Here is a 23,369-nt window from a genome sequence, read left to right as displayed (position 1 = left end):
CTAATTGGCTGAGAGGCAATTAGATTAGCATTGTTATTGTCAAAATAAAAAGACCATCATGTTGAAATTATGGTCTTTTTTAGTGTTATTTTAATTTTCCTTTTTATCTTTCTTTTTAGCGCATATGGCGATCAAAAGAATCATAATCATGTAAGTCACTGCAATCATTGAAAACCCTTGATTTATCGCTAAAAGACTTATACTAATCGCACCAACTCCAATACCTATTAATGCGCCAAGCTTGCTCGCACTGTGGCCCATACCGATACTTTTGCCAATGTCATTTGTCGTCACTAATTTTCGTAACTGCATAAATAACAACGGTAAAATAGCGGCAAGAAAAATACCCCATATAAAGCGTAATAAGCCTGCCAGTAGCAAGCTTTGTTCTACAAAACTAAAGGCAAATTGTGATAGACCTGCCATGGTACAGATTAAAAGCAGACTGTTTTTTATTTGTTGATTATTGGCTCGGTCAAAGTATCGTCCCCAATAAGGAGCAAAGAGTAAAATAGCGAAGCCGGTTAATCCGTATAGCATGCCGATTTGAAATGAACTTGCTTCTAATACGTCTTGCCCATAAATGGCAAAAAAGCTACTAGGCAAACGTTTAGCAAGTTGTGCCAATGCTAACAAACAGAGTAAAACGGGGAGACTAAAAAGAGGAGGTGAAATAACTCGCGCTGTAGACTTCCCCCTCGCTTTGTTAACTGGACCATTTTTATCTTCAGGTAATAACAAGGCTACGGCAAAAAATACCAGCAAGCAACTGACGGAGCCTAATGTAAACACGCTATTGAACCCCCTGTAATCGATTAGCATTCCGCCTAAAACGGGTCCTAATAGCGTACCGGCGGCAACAGATGATTGTAGTTTACCCAAGATCTGACCTTGTTCTTGTGTCTTACTGGTTCGTAAGGCATAGGCTTGCATTGCAGCAATCGACCCTGCGCAAACCCCTTGTACAAAGCGGATCAAACAAACCCATTCCACTTCTTTCACATAAAGTAATAAACATTGTGATAGAGCTAAAACAAATAGTGCTCTTAATATCATATATTTATGCCCTATACGATCACCTAATTTACCCCAGACAGGCGCGCTAAACATGGCTCCTAATAGAGGTAATATATAAATGAGGGCAGAAAATACTGATAAGCTGACACCTTGGCTCTGTTGAGATAAAATAAGTGGCCAAAAAGGGCCACTCATTTCCATCGAACCAATCGCGATTATTTGACTAAACCACAGTAAACGAATCACATTGGTTGGCATCTAGTACCGCCTCCTGACTTAAAGGATTCAACAATGCCTGATAGTTATATTCATTGTTATTGGCTAATCTCATTAAAGTGAAACGTTTCATTTGCCAAGGTTCATTTAATAACGCTTGATATTCTTGAGCCCACCATTGCGCTGGCGCATTATGTTTAGTGTGCTCGAAAATAGTAGCAATACGTTGATAAGCCATTTTCCAAGCCTGTGCTTCATCAATATAACCCCGCACGACCAAGTGGTTAATTAACTCTGAAAGATGACAAATAAATACCGCGTGTAATAGTTTATTTCTGACATCTTGCTTGTCATTACTGAGTACACTTTTATCTTGATGAAACTCAAGTTTTTCACCACTCGAGATAAATGTGTTTTGGTGTGCTCTAAAAGCCCCAAAATCTCTTAACAGTAATGATTGTGGTAGGCCATTATCATTAAAAATCATCATGGAATTTTGCTGATGAGCCTCTAGGCTAATGCCAAAGCGTAAATATACTTGTAGTACTGGCGTCAGCAACACATCAAGATAAGTTTCTAAAACGGACGCGATAGAAAGTTGATTGCTTTGGGCTATCTCTGCAAATAAAGAGTCCGAACTCGGGGTGTCAGCCATGAGCGTGGCAACAGGTACGGCAACCTCATTATCGATTAACTTTTCACGGGGGTTCTGACGAAATAGCACCGAAAAGTATTTGCCATATTTTTCTTCTCTGTATTTATCGCCAGCATAATGTAACCCTGGTGTTTCGCGCATAACACGTAATTTACAGCCAATCTCAGGGTACTTTTCAGCAATGGTCTCTAAAAATTGGCTCACTCTTGGTCCCATATGGCAAGAACGATTGGATAAAACGCGTTCCGCACTGGTTAGTCGCATTGCGATAGGCAGTTTTATATGTGGGTAAGATTCTGAGTTTTCAGGTACTAAGGTACGAAAAGACATCGTTGGACCACAGTTTATTTGTGGTCCTGAGTCGAGTAGTAATAAGTCCTGCTTCACAATTAAGTCTGCAAATACTTCGGGTAAAAAGCTATCGGCCTGGAATGGGTGTACGGGCACAGGAATATAATCATTCGCGTCGAAGCCCTGCGTTGTTAATGCTATTTTCCAGCGTTGTTGCCATTCTGGATATTGTTCGGCAAACCATTCTTGATACTGAGATTGTTGATAACCCTCGATGGAGAATAAACCGATTTTTACTGCAGCGAGACGTACTGCAACATTCGCTTGAAACTCGGGTGACATGGTTAATACTTGCTGTGCCGTTAGGTCTTGTTTACATTTTACACCGGGGTGGATCGGGTGACCGACTGTTCCCCATTGCTCAAGTAGCAAGCAGTTATTATTTTGTCCATTTAAGTTTTTAACCCAAGACCAGAAGCTCGCATACCCAGTCTGTATTCTTTGTTGTTCTATTTTTTGTCCCCACACGAGACGATAGCTTAAAAACAAAGCGTCGTTTAACATAGAATTCAGCAACTCATGTGCGAATCGCTGTACTTCTATTAAAGAGTAGTTTGTACAAACCTGTAATAGAGCCAATAGTTTAGTCGGTTCGTCCAAGACGTAAATAAGCTGATCATCTTCGTGTAAGGTTAATCCTGTAAAACCTTCCAGAAAGCCATAGCGCACCTGTTCAATGTTTTCTATTTTTAAGGTTAACGGAGTATTATTGATGCGTAAATAAGCATTGTTATCAGAAAATTGTAGGTTTTCTGGTGCATTAAAGATACCTTCTCGCAACATCGACTTACATAATGTGACTAAACAGCGTCGCTGTGCATTGGTAAATTGTGCGCGTATATCGACGACCGATAATTGCTTTTCTTGCAGCGTATCATCCTGCAGCTGTGAAAACCATAATTCACTAAGCTGCGCGGATTCTTGATTTATTTGCTGATAGGTATACGCTAGGCTTTGTTGATAGTGATTCATACTTTTTCCTTCACTTTAGTTGGGATAACACGAGGAAACCCTAAAGGATTGGGGAAATCAGTGTATTCAGCTTGTTTATCAGCGCGTTTTAAAAATCTTGTGATCAAGTTTGCTTTATTAGGGATCGCTTTTCCTGCTAATAATTCACCTAGCTTGTTAGCTGCAAATTCACTGTCGCTTTGAGCTAAATACTGTTGAATCGTTAAACGTACTTGATGCCAAAGTCGCGCCTCAAGTACCGACTCTCGTCTAGCGATGCAGAAAATCGCCTGCACAATATTGTTAATCAATAAGCAATAAGCGAGGCGATTCCAGCATTTCTCTTGATCGTATAACACACTACTACTTGCCTTTTCACTCATGCTTGAGAGCTGTTGGGCTTGCCACGTTTGCTTATTGAGCTTGGTGCCTTCTAAATCGCGGATCCAAACACCTGCCACTAAGTCCTGCTCTAGTTTGATTAAAATATTTTGTAGGTGCGGCTCAAACACTAACCCGTGTTCAAACAGGGCATCAAACATGCTTGGCAATAATGCATCAAGGTAACTTCTAAACCATAATAAACTGCTTTGTTCGTAGCTCATTTGATTGCGCTGTGAAAGATGCCAAATATGGGTTTTTACATTACTTTCCCCCGATACACCTTGGGTGAAGAGAGAGCCAGCTAATAAGATGTTTTGCTCTCGTAATTCAGTTGGATTTTCACGAAATAGAACCCCGAAACCTTCTTCTATTTGTACTTGTTTTTCTGCATCTAATTCATCAAAATCAAGAGTCAAACAACCAGGCTCATGCATGATTTTAAGACCTGGGTATTTTTTTTCTAATTGATTAAAGTTAGGTGTTAATAGTTCGGTTAACTTAACTGCGCTTTCAAGTTCGTAATAGGCATTTTTACGTACGCAATTTGTAATGCGGACATTGAGGGATCCTTTAATAAAAAAATCCAATTCTGGATTATATAAGGTACGTAGCGATGACGTTGCTGTTAGTTTTTTTCCGCGGACACCGAGATCAATTAATAAACCTTGTTCGATTAATTTTATAATTACATCCTGTTTTAGCAGGTATTTTGCCTGCCAAGGATGCACAGGTAATAATGCATAATCAGGCGGTAAACTATCATAGGTAGCTGAAAAATCACGTAATGTGTCATCACTCAAACCTGTGCCTAAACGTTTCACTTTGTCGCTCTTTGCCGCGAAATAATGTAACTGAAAACTAGCGCGTAATTCTGGGGAGTAATCTAGTATATCTTGCTGACTAAAACCTAGGCGTGATTTGGCCGCAGGGTGAGTGGCATGACCGAGTAATAATTTAGATTCTGATTCAAGATAGAGGTTTGTTGATTCTTTTGATCTTTTTCTATTTAATAATAAATAAGCTAATACTTGTTCACTATTATTCATTTGTGCTAATAACTCATCATTAGCATCGGTATTAAAACGACTCGCAAGATCGTTTAACAGTATAACTTGTAACTCATCCCAGTCTAATTCCTGTTGATCTTGGGTATTACTTTGAAATAAAAAATAAGATAAATAACGGTATTGGTAACTTTGTGATTTTTTATCAACCACACATATTAATTGTCCATCATGTAGATCGATGTTTAATAAAATCCCACCAGTTTCTTGTAAGCTTTGAAAAATACTGTCGGGTAAGTTAATGATATCTTCTGGGTAAGAAAGTGCGCCTTGTGGTCCAGCTACTTCACGGCAAAAACAATTTAAAAAACCACGTAGAGAATAGATTTTTGCAAGATTTTGGTGCAAGATTTGATCGTAACTTTGTATCATATTTGTTCCTTAATAAAAGTGGCTTACCAGCCACTTTTAATTGAATTACCAGTCAAGGCTGTAGGCAAGACCAAAGACACGTCCAATGCCTTTTGCATATTGTGCATCACGGTTTCTAAACTGTGATTCGGCAGTGTAATAATCTTGGTTAAATAAATTTGCCACAGAGAAAGTGACTTGACCTACTGGCATCTGATAACGGCTAACAAAATCAACAACGGTGAAAGATTCTACCTTGCCTTCGGCGTATTGACGTTTAACTTTATCGCTCGGGTCAACATCGGCTGCTGCATTGTTATCTGCAAATTTATCTCGATTTCCTGAATAAAGTACATCTAATTGGTTATGCCAATTTTCGCTCGTTTGATTTGATATAAATGCGGTGATTTTAGTGGGAGGAATACGTTCGCCAGTTAGGTAATCGTCATAATCCCCATTGTCTTTAGAGTCTGACTTTCCTTCTTGCCAGCTAAATGTACCGCCAGTGTTCCAGTCATTACTGATGTTGTAATTCAAGGCTAGCTCTACACCATAGATTTTTTCTGGTTCACGTTTAGGGCTGAAATTAGTATCGTTGGCATCACCTACAAAACGTAGGCCTAAATCAGAAGTGTTATAAAATACGGCAATATTCGCATCAATATTTTGCCATTGGCTTTTGCTACCAATTTCATAGTTTTTCACTCGTATTGGTTCAGGGTTTAGTAACGCGACGCTACCTGCACCACCATCACGTAAAATCCTGCCAACATCAGGTAAAGAGAAACCTTCTGAATAAGAAACGTAAACAGAGTGAGTATCGCTAATAAGATAGGTTAAGCCGGCATTATAAGTGGTTGCAGAATAGCTTAAATCACCACCAGTGACTGTATCGCCTTTATTTTTTCCAAAATTAACTTGGAAGGTATCAATATCTAAATCAAAAAGATCATAACGCGCGCCAAAACGTAAGATCCAACTGTCTGTTAGTTGTAAACGTACATTCGCAAAAGGGGAGATAGTTTGTTGTTCGAGATTAGGTGACCAAAGTCGGCCGTCTGTCATATATTGGCCTGCTTTTTCCTGTGCTAAATCAGTGCCCCAAAAAACAGAACCATTAACAAAGCTTTCAAATTCAGTATTTACAGTAAGGCGTAAGCCTAATTTGTCTGAATCTGTTACAGACTGCGCTTTGTTTTTAGTATTGTATTTATTTGTTGCCTTGCTGCCTTGCGCGTAGGCCTGTAAGGTTAACTGGCTGCCCATTAGATCATCGTGGTGATATTTACTGTTAACCGACCAACTTTCACTCTCTTGTCCGATCGCATTTTTCTCTGGCCCATCGCCCTGTGTCGCTTTGTCTTTACCGTACAGGCCATTAACCGTGTGATAATTATTTTCTTGTGTTAAGCGTGAGGTGATTACTGATAACTCTACACTTTGATTGTCATCTAAATAATGGACTACTTTCCCGTATAGGTCGTAGTCTTCAGAATCACTGACCCCACCTTGACCATGCGGACTGACTGGGATTGCATCACCTTCTGCATCATAAAATAATCCAGTGCTGGCATACTTTGCTGAAGCAATATAGCTGGTGTCTTCGCTCGCAGCACTAATCTGTTGGAAAATATCAGCGGATGCGCTTTTACTAAAGTCTTCACTTTGTGCATGTGTTGACACTTTAGTTGTGAAGGCAAGTGCTTCTGATGAGGCTCTACGAGTAATAATGTTGATAACACCACCTGCTGCACCTTGGCCGTAAATTCCTGTAGGCCCACGTAATATTTCCACTCGTTCTACCATATCAGGAGAAATATTGACTAAATCTCGTGATGAGCCTCTTAATGAACCTGATTGCGGTACGCCGTCAATTAACACTTGTATCTTACGACCACGAATCGTTTGGCTATAATTAGACATACTTTGTGAGCTAGTTGCCATACCGGGTACCGTTTTAGCTAAGATTTCTCCTAAGCTAGTGGCGTTGGATGACAGGCTTTCTATTTGTTCTCGGTCAACAATAGTGACTGAATTGGGCAGGGTCAAATTTTGTTCTGGATTGCGGGTGGCCGTAATTACCGTATATCCAAGATTATCTTCTTGTTGGGTAATCGACGTCTCTGCTAAAACTTGTTGACTCATTAACAAAGAAATTACAATGATGTTTAATTTAAAAGGGGTATTTGTTACTAACATTATGTCTCCATACATTTTGTTATACAAGTAGATAATCATTATCTATACACGTTATTACTGTCTTTATTCATCGGGATAATATAACTAAATCCGAGGTATTATAAATACATACAGCTCAAATGCAAATCATTATCATTACTATGTATTGCGTTGTCGAGATAAAATGGTTATATAAATAATTTAGAATTAGCGTTTTTTTATCAAGTATCTTTCTCGATCATATGTATATGTTTTAATTATCCAACAGTAGTAAATGAAAATTATTTCCATTTGCATTTACTACTTGGTGGTTATGTAGTAAATTTGCAACGTTTAATTTTACAGGCGCTAGGATAATGAATGTAAGATATGGGGATATGTCGAAGCTAAGTTATTAGCTTGACACTTTAGGTGCGCCATCCAACTTATTGCTTACTTATAGTAATTAATTTAAATAGTTATGCATTCAAATAAAGGGCGATAACGTTAATTAATGAGACGGCTTATTTTGCTGATTTTTTTAGTTTTACCTAATGTAGGTAAGGCTTTTGTGGTTTCAGACCTGAGCGGCAGACAGGTCATATTCGAGCAACTACCAAAGAATATTATTCTTTCTGAAGGGCGTATGATGTACTTGGTGATGGCGCTGCAGCCTCAGAATCCAGGACATAATATTCGCGCTATGGCTGATGATCTGGCTAAAGCCGATCGAGGCACTTGGCAAAAACTCACTGAGTTGTATCCATCATTCCTTAATAAGCCAACTGTGGGGAGACCTAACACTGGTCAATTTGACGTTGAGCAAGCCTTTAGCTTAAATGCAGACTTAGTCATATTTAGTCTTAATTATCGGGAAAGTTTACAGCAATCGGAAACATTAAACCGTCTTGATGCTTTGTCTATTCCCTATTTATTTATTGATTATCGCCATGATTTAAGTAGTAACCTTTTACCGAGTATGAACATTCTCGGGGAGGTTTTAGGGCGCCAAGCGCAGGCACAAAAGTTCTCTAGTTTTGTGCAAAAGCAATTGGATATTGTCGAACAAAGGTTAGCGGAAAATAAATATAAGCAACCCCTAGTATTACTTGAACGTGCAGCTGGAATTAATGGTCCGGCTTGTTGCCGCATTTTTGGTCAAGCCAATTTTGGTGCATTTGCCGAGATGGCTGGCGGAAAAAATTGGGGAAGTAGCAAAACCTCGGGGGTTTCCGTGGATTTAAACCCGGAAACCCTGCTGGTAGAAGATTTTGATATTATGATCGCCACAGCAGGTGACTGGTCCCATAAAAAACAGAGCATTTCTCCGCCACTGGGTTATTCGGCGCAGCAAACCCTAGTCGACTCAGGTATGCAAGCCTTAGTACAGCGAACTGGTTGGTCACAAATGCCAGTGGTAAAAAATAAACAGGTATATGTAATATGGCATCAATTTTATAACCACCCGGGTTATTTTGTCGCTATTCAGATGATGGCTAAGTGGATGCACCCGAGCTTGTTTAGCGATTTGAATCCACAGCAAGTTTGGCAAGAATATCATAAGCAGTTTATGCCATTTCAATCTTCAGGCATTTTTTGGAGTCAATTACCGTGAGCAGTTCTCAGCTTGTTATCACTCAGCAGCATTTTTTCTATCGTCGCCAGCGTTTAATTAAGTCATTCATTTTATTGGCATTAAGTGTTTTATTAGTATTTAGTTTTATTTGGGATTTAAGCTCAGGGCCAAGCAGTTATGGCTTGCTTGAGGTCGGTGCCTGTTTAGTGGACTGCCCAGATCCTAAATTAGATTTAATTCTGTGGCAAATACGCATGCCCATCGCCCTGATTGCTATGTTGGTGGGAGCTATGCTGGCTTGTGCTGGTGCGCAGATGCAAACTATTTTAAATAATCCGCTGGCTGATCCCTTTACCCTCGGGATCTCTGCTGCAGCCGCCTTTGGCGCTGCTTTAACTTTTGTTTTGGATTGGGCTGTGTTGCCTGTTGCTGGCATATACATCGTATCGGTTAATGCGTTTCTATTTGCCATGCTCAGTGCTCTGGTGTTGTTTGCCATCAGTAAGATGCGGGGCGTGGGTTATCAAACCTTGGTATTAGCCGGAATTGCCTTGATGTTTAGTTTTAATGCCTTGTTAGCTTTTTTACAATACATAGCCAGTGAAGATGCCTTACAACAATTGGTCTTTTGGACCTTAGGGTCTCTTGCGCGGGCCAGTTTTGAAAAAGTAATGATTTGTCTTGTGGTATTACTCAGTATGTTGACCTTTTTTTTCTGCTACCGAGACCAATTAACGGCGTTACGTTTTGGTGATGAACAAGCCAGAAGTATGGGGGTTAATGTAGATAGGTTACGTTTATTTTCCTTGTTGGCTTGTGCGTTATTAGCCTCGGTTGCCGTGGCATTTGTTGGCACCATAGGTTTTGTCGGTTTAGTGGCCCCTCATATAGCACGTTTATTACTCGGTGAAGACCAACGTTTTTTCTTACCTGGCAGTATTTTAGTTGGGGCGAGTCTATTATCGCTAGCTAGTGTCCTTAGTAAATTAGTAATTAGTGGTGCTTTGTTACCCATAGGTATCACCACATCCTTGATTGGTATTCCTTGTTTCTTCATTTTAATTTTTACAATAAGGCAGAAATAAAAATGGCTTTATCAATGTCAAATATCAACCTTAGTTACGGTAAAAAGAAGGTCTTAAATAACCTTAATATAGCAAGTGTTAACCGAGGCGTATTAACGGCATTAATTGGCGCGAATGGTACGGGGAAATCGAGCTTGTTTCGTTTGATTGCAGGTATTACCAAAAACCGTAGTGGAAAAATAATGCTAGAAGGTCAGGACCTCGATCGAATACCTAGCAAACAGCGTAGTTTAGCGGTTTGTTATGTGCCTCAGCTAACGGATTACCATATTCGCTTGACGGTTTTTGAAGGCTTAATGCTTGCCCTTAATCTAGCATCTGAATCAATAAATCAACAATCGAAAGAGAAAAAAGTCAGTGATATTATGCAGCTTCTTAATATCAGTGATTTAGCTAATCAATTTTTAGCGGATTTAAGTGGTGGTCAAAAACAACTTGTGGGCATTGGTCAGGGCTTGATCCGTAATCCCGATGTATTGCTTTTAGATGAACCTACCAGCGCCTTAGATTTATCGCGGCAGCTGCAGGTAATGATGTTATTAGCTGACTATATAAAACAGCATAATATGCTGTGTATTATAGCCATTCATGACTTAAATTTGGCTAGTCGCTTTTGTCCGCAAATGATAGCGTTGCACCAAGGGGCTTGTTTTGCTCAAGGGCCTACACCAACTACTTTAAATTCTCAGTTAGCTGAGAATATGTTTAATATTAGGTTAAACAAGGTTGCTTCGAACTCAGGCTACGATTTACTCGATGCGCAGTATATCGCTTAGTATTACTTTCATCCTAATTTTAGATCTTTAGTTATTCGTGTGCGTTATTGTGTGGGATGTATTGGCAAGGGTACTTACGGAGACGAATTAAGCTGTGCATTAAGATAAAACACCAGACCTCGCAAGTGTACTTGTGTATCTGGTGCTTATCTCAATATTGATATCCGCTTATTAGATTTATTTAGGGCGCGGATTATCGTGTAGGTGTATGGCGTTCGATTTCTTCTTATTTTTCGTGAACAGCTTTTGTTATTGCTTTAATCTTTTTGCTAATTTCACGGCGCTCTTTAGATAGTTCAGCACCGGTAATGATGTGGTCATCTACACGGTCTTCATAATCTGACTTCATGTTCGCAATGATTTCAACAATCTCTGCTTGAGTCATTTCTGGCGTAAGATAATCGAGTAGGTTATCAAGTAGGTCGACACGTTTTTGGTTATCACGGATCTTCTTTGCGTTATCGAGGATCTCACGTTTTAGCTTGTTTTTACGACGAGCACTTTTTACTACATCAAAAGCATTATTCATTTGTACACCCTATTTTTCATGAAAATTGATGAAAAGCTATTAAAATAAATCCTCTTTAATTTAACAGGATAATGTCCTAAAAGCTCTGTGTTTTTGACCTAATTAGAGTCAATTTTAAAATTTTTGCACTAAATCAAGAATGGTTATTTTATAAACCGCGCAGAAAAATGGCTAACAGCTCTCGATTCCTTCTGTTTCATCCCGTGATTGGGTTAGATAATGTATTTTCATTACATATCATAACAATGATAAACCTATTTTGTTCATATGTGCGCTGGCTAAGCACTTGATAATACTGTTGTATCCCTTTTCTACCTTATCTTATTGTGCCTTGTGAATAAAGTTTTGTGTCAACATACTGTTTAAGTATAAACTCTAACATTATTTTTATATTCTACCTTTTCTTTAATTATACCCGTGTTTAAACATTTACAATCAAGCTATCCCTTACCATATAATCGATTGATTTAAATTAACTTTTTACGATGTTAAATTTATTGTTGTTTTTTGTGAACGATTTTATTTTAAATATAATGACCATAACCCATTGATAATAAGGTTTACCGCTGTTTATAATTATCTTAATTATCAGGGCGAATTAAGTGGGTTGTAAACCGCTCTGCGGCAATGCCAGTCATTAAGGATGAATGAATGAAAGAATGGACAATTAATAACGCACGTGAATTGTATAATATTCCTTACTGGAGCAAGAACTATTTTGATATTGCCAAAGATGGTTCCATGATTGTTCGTCCAGATAGTAACAGCCCAAATAACATCATCGGATTGGAGTCACTTGCTGACGAACTTGTTGAGGCGGGAGCCTCGCTTCCCGTATTAGTACGTTTTCCTGAAATTATGCATCACCGCGTTGATACGCTTTGTCGCATTTTTAATCAGGCCATTGCGCAGTATGGCTATCAAGGTGATTACCTTGCTGTTTACCCGATTAAGGTTAACCAGCAGCGAGATGTCGTTGGCGAGATATTAAAAAGTAAACATGCTAAACAGTTACGTCAACTTGGTTTAGAGGCGGGCAGTAAACCGGAGTTAATGGCGGTTTTGGCTATGGCACAAGAAGCCAGTTCAGTGATTATTTGTAATGGCTACAAAGATCGAGAATATATTCGTCTCGCTTTAATTGGCGAAAAGCTCGGACATGAAGTTTATATTGTGCTTGAAAAATTATCCGAGTTGAAAATTATTCTTCAAGAATCAGCTGAGCTAGACGTGACACCTCGTCTTGGCTTGCGTGTCCGTCTTACATCCCAAGGTAAAGGGAAGTGGCAAGCAAGTGGTGGTGAAAAATCAAAGTTTGGTTTATCGGCATCACAGGTATTAGTCGTTATTAATACATTACGCGAACGAAATATGCTAGATAGTTTACAGCTAGTGCATTTCCATTTAGGTTCACAAATTACTAATATTCGTGATGTACGAAAGGGCGTAAGTGAAGCTGGACGTATTTACGCTGAACTTAAAAAACTCGGTGCTGGAATTACAACGGTAGATGTTGGCGGAGGACTTGCTGTTGATTATGAAGGAACTCGTTGTCAAAGCAGTTGCTCAATGAATTATAGCATCACTGAGTATGCGAATAATATTGTCTATACATTAAGAGATATTTGTTCGGAATATGGGATACCTATGCCACGTATTATCTCCGAGTCAGGTCGTAACTTAACCGCGCATCATGCCGTACTGATTACTGATATTACTGGCGTAGAAAGTTATAAGTCAGAAAGTATCTCAGCTCCTGCGGTCGATGCACCGCAAATATTACACCATATATGGACCTCTTGGAGAGCATTATCTGAACAACCTAATATGCGGTCATTGGTTGAAATTTATCACGATAACCAAAGCGATTTGGCTGAAGTTCATGCACTTTTTAATGTGGGTATGCTGAGTTTTATAGAACGTGCTTGGGCGGAACAAATTAGTTTGCGGTTATGCTATGAATTAGAGAAAAAATTATCCACGAATAACCGTGCTCACCGTCCTATATTAGATGAAGTACGTGAGCGGTTAGCCGATAAATTATTTGTTAATTTCTCTCTTTTTCAATCGCTACCAGACGCTTGGGGTATCGGTCAGATTTTTCCGGTACTCCCTTTAAGCCTGCTACACAAAGCCCCTGACCGACGTGCAATTATGTTAGATATAACGTGTGATTCAGATGGTGTGATCGATCAATATGTTGATAGTCAAGGCATCGAAAATAGTTTGTCTGTACCAGCTTGGACGCCCGAAAAACCGTATCGTATTGGTTTTTTTATGGTGGGTGCTTACCAAGAAATTTTAGGCAATATGCATAACTTATTTGGTAATACTGATACCGCGATAGTACGCAGTAAGCCAAATGGAGGTTATGAGATTGAAAAAATTGAGCGTGGTGACAGTGTCAGTGATGTTTTACGCTACGTCAATTTAGAGCCGAGTGCTTTCTTAGAACAATATAAAAAAATGACAAATGAAAAGCTAAACGATCACGAACGTGATGCGATCTTACGAGAATTAGCTTTTGGTCTTGAAGGATATACCTATCTTGAAAATGTCCATGGAATCTAGTTAATCAATCATCATAGCCTTATTACGCAGACTGCGAATGAGACCGCTAAAATGGGTTTAGACCCAATTTTTTATTAGGAAAACCCTCATGGCAACACTAAAAAACTATCCCGATTATTCACTCTATGCCAATGCATTTGGTTTTTTGCGTCAGACTCTTAATTTTTCACCAAGAGAGTCGGATGCTGATGTCGTTATTACAGGCGTTCCTTTCGATATCGCTACCACGGGTCGTCCAGGCAGTCGTATGGGACCAAATGCGATTCGTCAAGTATCGACAAACCTCGCTTGGGAGGGAAAACGTTGGCCATGGTCATTTAATTTATTCAAAACGATCAAGGTGGCAGATTGTGGTGATCTTGTGTTTGATTGTGGCGATGCGGCGCAGATGTGCGAAAGATTAGAAGCGCATGCTACTGGGTTGCTTGAACAAGGCAAAACCATGCTCACCTTTGGGGGGGATCACTTTGTGACACTTCCGCTGCTTCGAGCGCATGCGAAGCAGTTTGGAGAGTTAGCATTAATCCATTTTGATGCGCATACCGATACTTATGAACAAGGCAGTCAGTTCGATCATGGCACCATGTTCTATCACGCGCCAAAAGAAGGACTCATTGATCCTGCTCATTCAGTACAAATCGGTATTCGAACCGAGCATTGCAATACGCTTGGTTTCAATGTCATCGATGCAACAGCTGCAAACGATTGGTCTGTTGAGAGAATTGTTACGGCCATTAAAGAAAAAGTAGGAAATCGACCTGTTTATCTTACTTTTGATATTGATTGCCTTGATCCTGCTTTTGCCCCCGGTACCGGTACGCCAGTATGTGGTGGGATGACGTCTGATAAAGCCCTGCAGATAATACGAGCCTTGGTAGGGATTAACCTTGTCGGCATGGATGTCGTTGAAGTTGCACCAGCTTATGATCACGCGGACATTACCGCATTGGCCGCGGCGACAATTGCAACGGATATTCTGCACTTATGGGCACTGACACATAAAATATAAGGTGATGATTTAAAATATGAAAACTATAGAATTAGCGATAGATGAACTTGAAAATAGCCTTTATCAAGTTGAGTTCGAAAAAAGAATAAAAAGTCTTAAAATAGACTTTATGAATTTACAAAAATATATTCAGAAAAATAGAGAAGAGAGTAAAGAGAGAAAAAACCAATTTCATTCTCAGCTTGAAGGATTTAGAGCATGGGTCAGTAAACACAATGATAAACTCGATATTAATCAGTGTTCATCATTAATAGCGGTACCTTCTCAAGTTCTAGAGGAAAGCGAAAAACTCATTCATCGAATTTGGATGGGTGGTGGTTTACCGGAGACAACGAAAAAAGCAATGGTGCAATGGGATTTAGCTATTAGTGCCATTAATGATACAGCTTACAAGAGCATATTGTGGGTATGGGATGCAGAGCAGTTAAGTAACGATCCTCATTTCATCGCGACTGGTGGAGCCGGAGACCATACTCTGGGTAGTTATGTATTCGATGAACATGTTTCTCACGTTAATTCTTTATCCTCATTATTATCATTCAATGCAAAAGCATATGTGAGTGCGGTAAGTTTACTGCATGACAACTGCTATTACGCGACGTTGTCAGATTATTTTAGATTTCTTATTATGATTGAATTTGGCGGCATTTATATGGATAGCGATACCATTCCATACAAACCGGCAACCACTTTTTTAGCTAAGCCTGAAATGCCTAATTATTGTCATTATGTCCTAGATGATGCTGGTGAATGGGAAGTGCATCATCTAAATTGGATGAATTTGTTTCTTGATGAAACAGGGTTGATTGTAGCTAAAAAAAATAATCACTCATTACGCGATATTCTTAATAAATTGCATCAGCAATACATTTGCTTGCCAGAAGATATGCCTCATCGTAATAGGGCATTTGAACTTTCCGTTTTTGAACAACTCTATGATGAATGGAAGCAACACATAGGTTGTAGTTTTATCAGTCACGATGAACTCACACAAACTTACTCAGTATTATTTAACCATCAGACAGAACCTGTACTTTGTGGTATGCGTGGTATGCGTTTAACCCATGACATTATTACTGGCATTTATTTCCCTTTAGATAAGGATGAGGGGCAAAGCTATGATAGCTGTATTGCTAACTTGCAGAATGTAAATTGGACGCTGGATAATCCGCTTGAGCTTGCTAAAATGGGTGATGTATACGCCGTAGATGAAGTGCCGAGAATGGCTTACCCATTGCAACTTCGTTCTGATATTAAACATTACCATTACTACAATGTATTGAGTAATGATAATAATTTAGACCGTGTTAATGATGTATTCGGTGACTTTATGTTAGCGAATAATTATCAAGCCATTGAGCTGGGTAAATACTGGCATGAGGTAAATTCAGTATCAGCATTTAATGCACCTTCTTTAAGTCCTGCTAGCCGTTTGATGGCAAGACGTGCGGTTAAATTTTTGCCCGGTGAATTAACGAGTAATACTGATAGACACCAAATGGCTAAGTTGATATTTGAAACGAGTTATCTTGAATACTGTTCTGCTGGCAATACGCTTGGATTGAATCTAATTGAATTACAGAAAAAGCAAAATATTGAACCTTATTTATCTCTGCTACAGGGTATTTATGACTACCAGTCGGATAATGTTTTTTTAGGTTTCGTTATTGCGGGCACCAGTACTCAGTATGATGACATTGATAGCCAATATTATTATCGCGATGAAATGAAAGTCGTTGATAAAGCTTACGATGATTTTGTTATGAGCAACTTACAAGATAGTGACTATTTTATTAGTACTGTGGCGCTAACACATAATGCAAGAGGTAAAGGGATCTTCTCTCAGGTATTAAAGAAAATCAAAAATGAAGCGCTATCGCACGACTGTAAAAGGGTGGTACTGACTGTTTATGAGAGCAGCGATGCTCTGGCAATATATCAGAAAATTGGATTTGAGATAATTGATACTTTTGACTACGTAGAGAATATCTTCTTCGATAAAGTCTGCTTTTTGGTTTTATCATTGGATAATTAGAAAGCGAATTAATTCTACATTGCATAACTCATGCGAATACAGCTATAACACTTGCGTCGGTTAGCTTTTATAGCTGTATTTTTTCGAAATAATCAAGAACCTGAAATCCAATGAAAGATATATATAAAAAACTTCTTTATATAGCAGTACCCATCATGCTACAAGGGATGATCACTGCAACCGTAAACCTGGTTGATGTGTTTATGATCGGTCAAGTGAGTGAATCTGCTATTGCAGCGGTTAGCCTAGCGAATCAGGTTGTCATGTTGCTCATTATTTCTTTGTTTGGTATTAGCAGTGCCGGTGTTATTTTTATTTCCCAGTATCATGGAGTCGATGACTTTCCAAGTATACGTAAAGTGATAGCATTCTGTAGTGTACTGACTTTAGCTGTTAGCAGTATCTTCTTTTTAGCATCATTTTTCTTTCCCCAGACGTTAATACAATTATTCACATCAGAAACGGTTGTTGTACAGCTTGGTGGGGAATACCTTACCATCGTCGCGACTTCTTTCTTTTTTACTGCATTATCAATTTCGTTGGGGCAAATGCTCAGTGGTATGGGGCATGTTAAAGAAGCCATGTATGCGAGCGTATTAGCGCTATTTATTAATGTATTACTTAATTATGTTTTAATATTTGGTCATTTTGGTTTTCCACCGCTTGGTGTTATAGGGGCTGCTATTGCCACTACATGTGCTAAATTTTGTGAATGTTTATTGCTATTGTTTTTGGCATATCAGCGAAAATATCCTGTCTTTGTATCGTTCAATGATTTTAAAAGGATCGATAAAAGTTTCAGTTTAAATTATCTAAAAACGGCGTTACCAGTGATCGGTTCTTATACTTGTTGGGCGCTGGGTGCAACAACGCTAACAGCCATATATTCAAAAATGGGAACAGACGTCCTCGTTTCTATTAGTGTATTCAATAGCCTAGAAAAAATTGCTTCGACAGGTATTTTAGCGATGAGCTGTGCAACAGGGATCATTATTGGTCATGAGCTTGGCAGAAATAATGTGGATAAAGCTATTCTTATCGCTAGAAAGTTTAATGCTATAGGTGCTATTTTTGCGATTATCATGGCCGTTATTTTAGCCTCCTTTGCTGAGTCGCTTATTGGCTTATATGATCTGAGTCCTGACACTCAAGACACTGCTATAAAGATCACCAGATTGTTCTGTTTACTTTTGCCATTAATAACAGTTAATTCCATTAATATGATGGGGACGCTAAAATCTGGAGGGCAAACGCGCTATATCTTTATGGTCGATATTATTTGCATGTGGGGAACGACTATACCAATTGCACTAATCTGCATGCGTGCAAATTTACCTGTTATGTATGTTTATCTAATCGCAATAGGCGGTGGAGAGTTAGTTAAGTTAACGTTAAGTGGATTGCGTGTCCAGAGGTTAGAGTGGGCTAAAAGTTTGACCTGAACAGAATGATACCTGCGAGGAATCGGATTATCGTGTGGTATAATTACTTGATAACTTATTGAAGGAATTACCATGCAATATCAAGATCTAACTCAGCAGTGGCCTGCATTCTCTAAAGCGATTTTAGCATTCTCACATACACTTGGTTTACTTGAGCAATCAAATTTAAAAACTGATGCGTTATGGTGTGATCATGTCGCACTGCGGGTGAATGATATTGCAACCGCAGAGTCACTACTGGCTGAGTTTACACAACGTGGTCAGGTTATTTCTGACAGCATTATTAACGGTCGACCGATATATATAATAGTATTAGATGAGCCGTTAACGTTAGGTGATTGGCAGATTGATTGTGTCGAACTACCGTTTCCTGCCAAGCATTATCCCCAACAAGGTTGGGAACACATAGAGTTAGTGTTACCGGGTAATGCGACTAATATGGCAGAGTTAGAACTGGCATTACGTTTGATTAATCCAGATATTGATGCCTTATTAGCTAATGACGGCAGTATTAAAATTAAACGCTCAGCGCCACAAGTTGAAGGCGAAACATTAGCAAATCCTACGATTGCATTTAAACAAGGTGATATCTGCATCAAGGTACATAGCGAAGGCATTAAAGCTGTTGTTGCGAGTGAATCTACGGCATAATGCTGCAATTGATAATCATTCGCAACAGCGTTAAGGCAAGTGTGGTTTTATATAAATTATGATAGAAGAAAATACTCAATTTAAATCGCAATCTCAGCAACAAAACAAAGGTACACGGATTAGCTGGGGCTTGATCCGTCAACGTGTATTACGCCAAAAGAAACCATTAATTACTGCCCATATCATTGCCGTTTTTGCCACCTTAGTCAGTGTCCCTATTCCGCTGATGATGCCTTTACTCGTGGACGAAGTATTGTTAGAGAAGCCCGCTGCGGCGGTACAGGCAATGCAAAACATGTTCCCTGAATCGTGGTGGGGGCCGCAACTGTATATTCTGGCGATCCTTGGTTTTGTGGTGTTGTTACGCTTGTCTAGTTTAGTCTTGTCGGTATGGCAAGCGAGACAGTTTACGATCATTGGTAAGAATCTCAGTTTTTATATTCGTAATAAATTAATGCACCATTTACCGCTGGTATCCTTAACCGAATATGAAACGCAGGGATCGGGTGGAATCAGCTCTCGTTGTATCACAGATGTTGAAACTATCGATAAATTCTTAGCAGAGACCTTATCTAAGTTTCTAGTCAGTATGCTCACCATTATCGGTACGGCTGCGATCTTGTTATGGATTGATTGGCAGTTAGGTTTAATCATCTTATTGTTGAATCCGGCAGTTATCTATTTTTCTCGTTCGTTTGGTAAGCGGGTTAAAAATTTAAAAACACGTGAAAATGCCGCCTTTGAAGCATTTCAAGAAGCGCTAATTGATACCTTAGATGCAATCCAACAGTTACGTACAGCACAACGTGAGAAGCAATACTTCAGCCGTGTTATTGATGCGGCGAGTGAGTTACGCCATAGCGCGATCCAATCACAATGGAAAACAGATGCGGTTAACCGTTTAAGTTTCACTATCTTCTTAATTGGTTTTGAAGTGTTTCGTGCGATCGCTATGCTGATGGTCGTTTTTGCTGACCTGACTATCGGTCAGATCTTCGCGGTATTTGGTTACCTGTGGTTTATGATGGGACCAGTACAAGAATTATTAAGTATTCAATATACCTACTTTGCAGCTTCGGCGGCATTGAAACGATTAAATGGTGTGTTTGAGTTAACGCAAGAGCCACAACATTCGTGTGTGGTGGACCCGTTTGCGAGTCAAGATGGCGTTGCGGTAGAATTCAAAGACGTGTGTTTTGCTTACAATAGTGAAAACAAAGTGATCCGTAATGTAAACTTAGTGATCCCGAAAGGTAAAAAAGTCGCGATTGTTGCGGTGAGTGGCGGCGGTAAGTCAACACTGGTACAGCTGTTATTAGGTTTATATGAGAAGCAACAAGGCGAGATCTTAATTAACGATGTGCCGCTAAACCAGATTGGTTATGATAAAGTACGTGAGAATATTGCCACAGTATTACAGCAACCTATCTTGTTTAATACCTCGATACGTGAAAACTTATCTATGGGTAATAGTTTTACCGATGATGAATTATGGCAAGCGCTACAAGTTGCCGAAATGGCAGAAACAATTAAACAACTGGCTCATGGATTAGATACCTTAGTCGGACGTAATGGTGTGCGTCTTTCTGGTGGTCAACGCCAGCGTTTAGCAATTGCAAGAATGGTATTAAGTAAACCTCAAATGGTGGTCTTTGATGAAGCAACGTCTGCATTAGATACCGAAACCGAGAGTCGTTTACATCATAATCTTAGTGAATTTTTAGAGAATAGAACGACCTTAATTATTGCTCATAGACTCAGCGCAATTAAACAAGCTGACTTGATCTATGTGCTCGACGATGGCGAAATAAGCCAGTCAGGACAACATCATGAATTATTACAGGTTGAAGGGCTTTATCAAACATTGTACGGCCGCTTACAATCAACTCATTAACCGTGAGGGTAAAAAGAGTATGAATAAAGATATAAAGAATACCGACAAAAGTAGCATTACAATGACTAAAACTGATACCGAGTGGCAAGCTGAATTGACAGATGAAGAGTTTTACGTTTGCCGTAAAAAGGGCACTGAGCATCCTTATACAGGTACGCTACTAAACAATAGTGCAGTAGGCGTATACCATTGTAAATGTTGTGGTAGTGAATTATTTACCAGTGATAGCAAGTTTAATTCGGGTTGCGGTTGGCCAAGTTTTGATAAAGAGATCAAGTCGGGCGCGGTGGTGTATACCGAAGATAACAGTTTAGCCATGCAACGTATTGAAGTGACGTGTAGTCACTGTGATTCTCACTTAGGCCATGTATTCCCTGACGGGCCAACAGAGACGGGTCAACGTTTTTGTATTAACTCAATATCAATGGGTTTTAAAGCCGATAGCAAAGACTAGCTCGTTAAGCTAGATCGCGAAAGCAATCGTCACAAAATAGTCGATGAAGTATATACCCAAGTTGTTGTTAGGTGTTGAACATAATACCATGCAATAATTTGGGTATATTTATATAAAGCCTTAACCGCAGGGATAATCCGTGAGCATCGCTAATAAGCCAGTAGACAGCCATGAGCAAACCGATAGCCGTGATAAGCTGACAAGTATTGATTCACTGAACTGTGATAATCACTATGCGACGTTGCCTGCGCATTTTTATAACAAGCAAATGCCAGATGGGATCAGCGACCCGAAAATGGTCAGCCTAAACCCGCAAGTATTAGCCTTGTTAGATTTAGATAATGCTGTTGCTGATAGCGATGCATTACTGCAGCTATGCTCTGGTAATTATCTACCAAGCTGTTTCGACCCCCTGGCAATGAAGTATACCGGTCATCAATTTGGTCACTATAACCCTGATCTCGGTGACGGTCGTGGCTTGCTATTAGCGCAAGTTAAAGATAATGATGCTAGTGGTGATAGTAGCAATAACACGACCTGGGATCTGCATTTAAAAGGTGCAGGCCGAACGCCTTATAGCCGTCAAGGTGATGGTCGCGCTGTATTGCGTTCAAGTATTCGCGAGTATTTATGCAGTGCGGCAATGCAGGGGTTAGGTATTCCAACTACACAAGCATTAAGTGTGGTTGTTGGTAGTGATACTGTGATGCGCGAGCAAGTTGAACAAGCCGCCATGGTCGTGCGTGTTGCTGAATCGCATGTGCGTTTTGGTCACTTTGAACATTTTTATTATACCCAGCGTTTAGACGATTTGAAGCTGATGTTGGATTACACCCTAACCAAGCATTTCCCTGATGCCTTAAACGAAGAAGTACCTTACTTGGCGTTTTATAAGCAAGTGATGACCACTACCGCGGAGTTAATGGCACATTGGCAAGCGGTTGGTTTTGTTCATGGGGTGATGAATACCGATAACATGTCTATCTTAGGGCAAACCTTTGATTATGGCCCGTTTGCGTTTCAGGATAACTTCGATCCCGCTTATGTTTGTAATCACACCGATTATTCGGGTCGTTATGCCTTTAATCAGCAACCACAAGTGGGTTATTGGAATTTAATGGCGTTAGGTCGTGCCCTGACTCCGTTTGTTGATATCGATCCGTTAAATGCAGTGCTACAAACTTATGATGATATATTCTTAGCGAAATTGCGTGAGTTGATGCGTGGAAAACTCGGTTTACAACAAGTGCATGATACGGATGGTGAGTTGATTAAACACTTGTTGGAAATATTGGCCGGTAGCGCAGTGGACTATACCTATTTTTTCCGCCTATTAAGTGATTTTAATAGCGCTGAGGATACTGATAATAGCCTAATACGCGATCAGTTTATCGACCGAGAGGCATTTGATGCTTGGGCGGTGAAATATCAGCAGCGTTTAGTCTTAGAATCGAGCGTAGATGAGCTGCGTAAAGTGAGCATGAACCAAGTTAACCCTAAGTATATTTTACGTAATTACTTAGCGCAGCAAGCGATCACGCAAGCAACTGACTACGACTACAGCTTGGTGAATGAGTTACTTGAAGTATTAGCGAATCCGTTTGCCGAACACCCTGAGTTTGAAAAGCTCGCAGCATTACCTCCTGAGTGGGGACGAAAGATGGTACTGAGTTGCTCGTCATAGTTATCCCCTTATTGTTTACGTATTATATTTTCCGGTTTAGTTACCACAAGGATTCAATGATGAATTTAGATAAAGCAAAAAAACGTATTGAAAAGCTAGTTAAAAAAGGCTTTAAAGGTTATCCGTTAGTATCGCTAGCGTACTTTGGTGAAACGAAGGATACTGCAACCGAAGTTGTTGTGACGTTCACGTTAGAAGAGGGCGCGGAACCACAAGCACAAAAATTTGTGAGCAAAAGTGACGCACGAGAAGATGAAACGATTCAATCCGTGCTTGTTAAAACAATCGAACGAACCAATGCGAGTACTGTTGCGCAAGTCGACGGTGTTTCGATTATTAAATAATGTATTAAGATTATATTAGTAAAACATGAATGTAAAAATGAGGGCCGATCATCAAATTTTCGGCCCTCGGTATATATACTTATTGTAATACGAGTAATTAGTTAATTAGTTAACTAGTTAAGAAAATGGATCACATTAGGGTTTAGCATTGTTAACAATCGGCTGCCAACTCG

General features: G+C 39.6%; 17 protein-coding genes. 12 read left to right on the top strand and 5 right to left on the bottom strand.

Annotated features, from left to right (window positions below; all coding sequences use genetic code 11):
* Nucleotides 1-90: 90 nt before the first annotated feature.
* From HWV01_RS16630 to HWV01_RS16615, 4 genes are read right to left on the bottom strand one after another with little or no spacing between them, the layout of a single operon-like run.
* Nucleotides 91-1,275 (bottom strand): MFS transporter, encoded by a 1,185-nt coding sequence (locus HWV01_RS16630; protein WP_211672604.1) that lies wholly within the window; start codon nt 1,273-1,275, stop codon nt 91-93.
* Entirely contained in the window at nt 1,241-3,211 is a 1,971-nt protein-coding gene (locus HWV01_RS16625) for an IucA/IucC family siderophore biosynthesis protein (protein WP_211672603.1), read from the bottom strand. The genes HWV01_RS16630 and HWV01_RS16625 overlap by 35 nt, the downstream gene beginning before the upstream one ends.
* Nucleotides 3,208-5,010 (bottom strand): IucA/IucC family siderophore biosynthesis protein, encoded by a 1,803-nt coding sequence (locus tag HWV01_RS16620; protein ID WP_211672602.1) that lies wholly within the window; start codon nt 5,008-5,010, stop codon nt 3,208-3,210. Before HWV01_RS16620 ends, HWV01_RS16625 begins: the two co-directional genes overlap by 4 nt.
* 45 nt (nt 5,011-5,055) lie before the next feature.
* Entirely contained in the window at nt 5,056-7,188 is a 2,133-nt protein-coding gene (locus HWV01_RS16615; protein ID WP_211672601.1) for a TonB-dependent receptor, read from the bottom strand.
* A gap of 472 nt (nt 7,189-7,660) precedes the next feature.
* Between HWV01_RS16615 and HWV01_RS16610 the strand changes: the two genes are divergently transcribed.
* Genes HWV01_RS16610 through HWV01_RS16600 form a run of 3 tightly spaced genes read left to right on the top strand, consistent with a single transcriptional unit; the run spans nt 7,661 to nt 10,583 of the window.
* Nucleotides 7,661-8,761 (top strand): ABC transporter substrate-binding protein, encoded by a 1,101-nt coding sequence (locus HWV01_RS16610; RefSeq protein WP_211672600.1) that lies wholly within the window; start codon nt 7,661-7,663, stop codon nt 8,759-8,761.
* Entirely contained in the window at nt 8,758-9,807 is a 1,050-nt protein-coding gene (locus HWV01_RS16605) for an iron ABC transporter permease (RefSeq protein WP_211672599.1), read from the top strand. The genes HWV01_RS16610 and HWV01_RS16605 overlap by 4 nt, the downstream gene beginning before the upstream one ends.
* A 14-nt stretch (nt 9,808-9,821) precedes the next feature.
* Nucleotides 9,822-10,583 carry an ABC transporter ATP-binding protein gene (locus tag HWV01_RS16600; RefSeq protein ID WP_211672598.1) on the top strand — a complete coding sequence of 254 codons (762 nt, stop codon included), beginning with the start codon at nt 9,822-9,824 and terminating at the stop codon, nt 10,581-10,583.
* 226 nt (nt 10,584-10,809) lie between these two features.
* Here HWV01_RS16600 and HWV01_RS16595 read toward each other — a convergent pair whose 3' ends face one another.
* Complete coding sequence (locus HWV01_RS16595; RefSeq protein WP_211672597.1) at nt 10,810-11,112, bottom strand: DUF496 family protein; 303 nt, start codon at nt 11,110-11,112, stop codon at nt 10,810-10,812.
* 651 nt (nt 11,113-11,763) lie between these two features.
* Here HWV01_RS16595 and speA point away from each other — a divergent pair.
* From speA to HWV01_RS16550, 9 genes are all read left to right on the top strand, one after another.
* The gene (gene speA, locus HWV01_RS16590) at nt 11,764-13,683 is read left to right on the top strand and encodes a biosynthetic arginine decarboxylase (protein WP_211672596.1); all 1,920 of its coding nucleotides are present in this window, start codon (nt 11,764-11,766) and stop codon (nt 13,681-13,683) included.
* Nucleotides 13,684-13,771: 88 nt separating this feature from the next.
* Nucleotides 13,772-14,692: an agmatinase gene (gene speB / locus HWV01_RS16585; RefSeq protein ID WP_211672595.1), complete on the top strand. Its 921-nt coding sequence runs from the start codon at nt 13,772-13,774 to the stop codon at nt 14,690-14,692.
* Nucleotides 14,693-14,708: 16 nt separating this feature from the next.
* A complete protein-coding gene (locus HWV01_RS16580) occupies nt 14,709-16,727 on the top strand; it encodes a GNAT family N-acetyltransferase (protein ID WP_211672594.1) in 2,019 nt (672 codons plus the stop codon).
* Nucleotides 16,728-16,837: 110 nt separating this feature from the next.
* Nucleotides 16,838-18,169 (top strand): MATE family efflux transporter, encoded by a 1,332-nt coding sequence (locus HWV01_RS16575; protein WP_211672593.1) that lies wholly within the window; start codon nt 16,838-16,840, stop codon nt 18,167-18,169.
* Nucleotides 18,170-18,241: 72 nt separating this feature from the next.
* Nucleotides 18,242-18,820, top strand: a complete 579-nt coding sequence (locus HWV01_RS16570; protein ID WP_211672592.1) for a VOC family protein — start codon at nt 18,242-18,244, stop codon at nt 18,818-18,820.
* Nucleotides 18,821-18,878: 58 nt separating this feature from the next.
* Complete coding sequence (locus tag HWV01_RS16565) at nt 18,879-20,714, top strand: ABC transporter ATP-binding protein (RefSeq protein WP_211672591.1); 1,836 nt, start codon at nt 18,879-18,881, stop codon at nt 20,712-20,714.
* A gap of 19 nt (nt 20,715-20,733) precedes the next feature.
* Entirely contained in the window at nt 20,734-21,168 is a 435-nt protein-coding gene (msrB, locus tag HWV01_RS16560; protein WP_249185350.1) for a peptide-methionine (R)-S-oxide reductase MsrB, read from the top strand.
* Nucleotides 21,169-21,307: 139 nt separating this feature from the next.
* Entirely contained in the window at nt 21,308-22,852 is a 1,545-nt protein-coding gene (locus HWV01_RS16555) for a YdiU family protein (protein WP_211672590.1), read from the top strand.
* Nucleotides 22,853-22,911: 59 nt separating this feature from the next.
* The gene (locus HWV01_RS16550; RefSeq protein WP_211675888.1) at nt 22,912-23,196 is read left to right on the top strand and encodes a hypothetical protein; all 285 of its coding nucleotides are present in this window, start codon (nt 22,912-22,914) and stop codon (nt 23,194-23,196) included.
* Nucleotides 23,197-23,369: the final 173 nt, after the last annotated feature.

It is taken from the genome of Moritella sp. 5, assembly GCF_018219455.1.
Taxonomy (GTDB): domain Bacteria; phylum Pseudomonadota; class Gammaproteobacteria; order Enterobacterales; family Moritellaceae; genus Moritella.
The sequence above is the reverse complement of the archived record's forward strand: the minus strand, read 5'-3'. Positions and strand labels throughout refer to the sequence as shown.

Bases quoted from the DNA above. Each gene is read 5' to 3' on its own strand.
- HWV01_RS16595 (WP_211672597.1), bottom strand. From the start codon at position 11,112: ATGAATAATGCTTTTGATGTAGTAAAAAGTGCTCGTCGTAAAAACAAG.
- HWV01_RS16550 (WP_211675888.1), top strand. From the start codon at position 22,912: ATGAATTTAGATAAAGCAAAAAAACGTATTGAAAAGCTAGTTAAAAAA.
- HWV01_RS16565 (WP_211672591.1), top strand. From the start codon at position 18,879: ATGATAGAAGAAAATACTCAATTTAAATCGCAATCTCAGCAACAAAAC.
- HWV01_RS16580 (WP_211672594.1), top strand. From the start codon at position 14,709: ATGAAAACTATAGAATTAGCGATAGATGAACTTGAAAATAGCCTTTAT.
- HWV01_RS16600 (WP_211672598.1), top strand. From the start codon at position 9,822: ATGTCAAATATCAACCTTAGTTACGGTAAAAAGAAGGTCTTAAATAAC.
- HWV01_RS16610 (WP_211672600.1), top strand. From the start codon at position 7,661: ATGAGACGGCTTATTTTGCTGATTTTTTTAGTTTTACCTAATGTAGGT.
- HWV01_RS16575 (WP_211672593.1), top strand. From the start codon at position 16,838: ATGAAAGATATATATAAAAAACTTCTTTATATAGCAGTACCCATCATG.
- HWV01_RS16620 (WP_211672602.1), bottom strand. From the start codon at position 5,010: ATGATACAAAGTTACGATCAAATCTTGCACCAAAATCTTGCAAAAATC.
- HWV01_RS16625 (WP_211672603.1), bottom strand. From the start codon at position 3,211: ATGAATCACTATCAACAAAGCCTAGCGTATACCTATCAGCAAATAAAT.
- msrB (WP_249185350.1), top strand. From the start codon at position 20,734: ATGAATAAAGATATAAAGAATACCGACAAAAGTAGCATTACAATGACT.
- speB (WP_211672595.1), top strand. From the start codon at position 13,772: ATGGCAACACTAAAAAACTATCCCGATTATTCACTCTATGCCAATGCA.
- HWV01_RS16630 (WP_211672604.1), bottom strand. From the start codon at position 1,275: ATGCCAACCAATGTGATTCGTTTACTGTGGTTTAGTCAAATAATCGCG.
- HWV01_RS16570 (WP_211672592.1), top strand. From the start codon at position 18,242: ATGCAATATCAAGATCTAACTCAGCAGTGGCCTGCATTCTCTAAAGCG.
- speA (WP_211672596.1), top strand. From the start codon at position 11,764: ATGAAAGAATGGACAATTAATAACGCACGTGAATTGTATAATATTCCT.
- HWV01_RS16615 (WP_211672601.1), bottom strand. From the start codon at position 7,188: ATGTTAGTAACAAATACCCCTTTTAAATTAAACATCATTGTAATTTCT.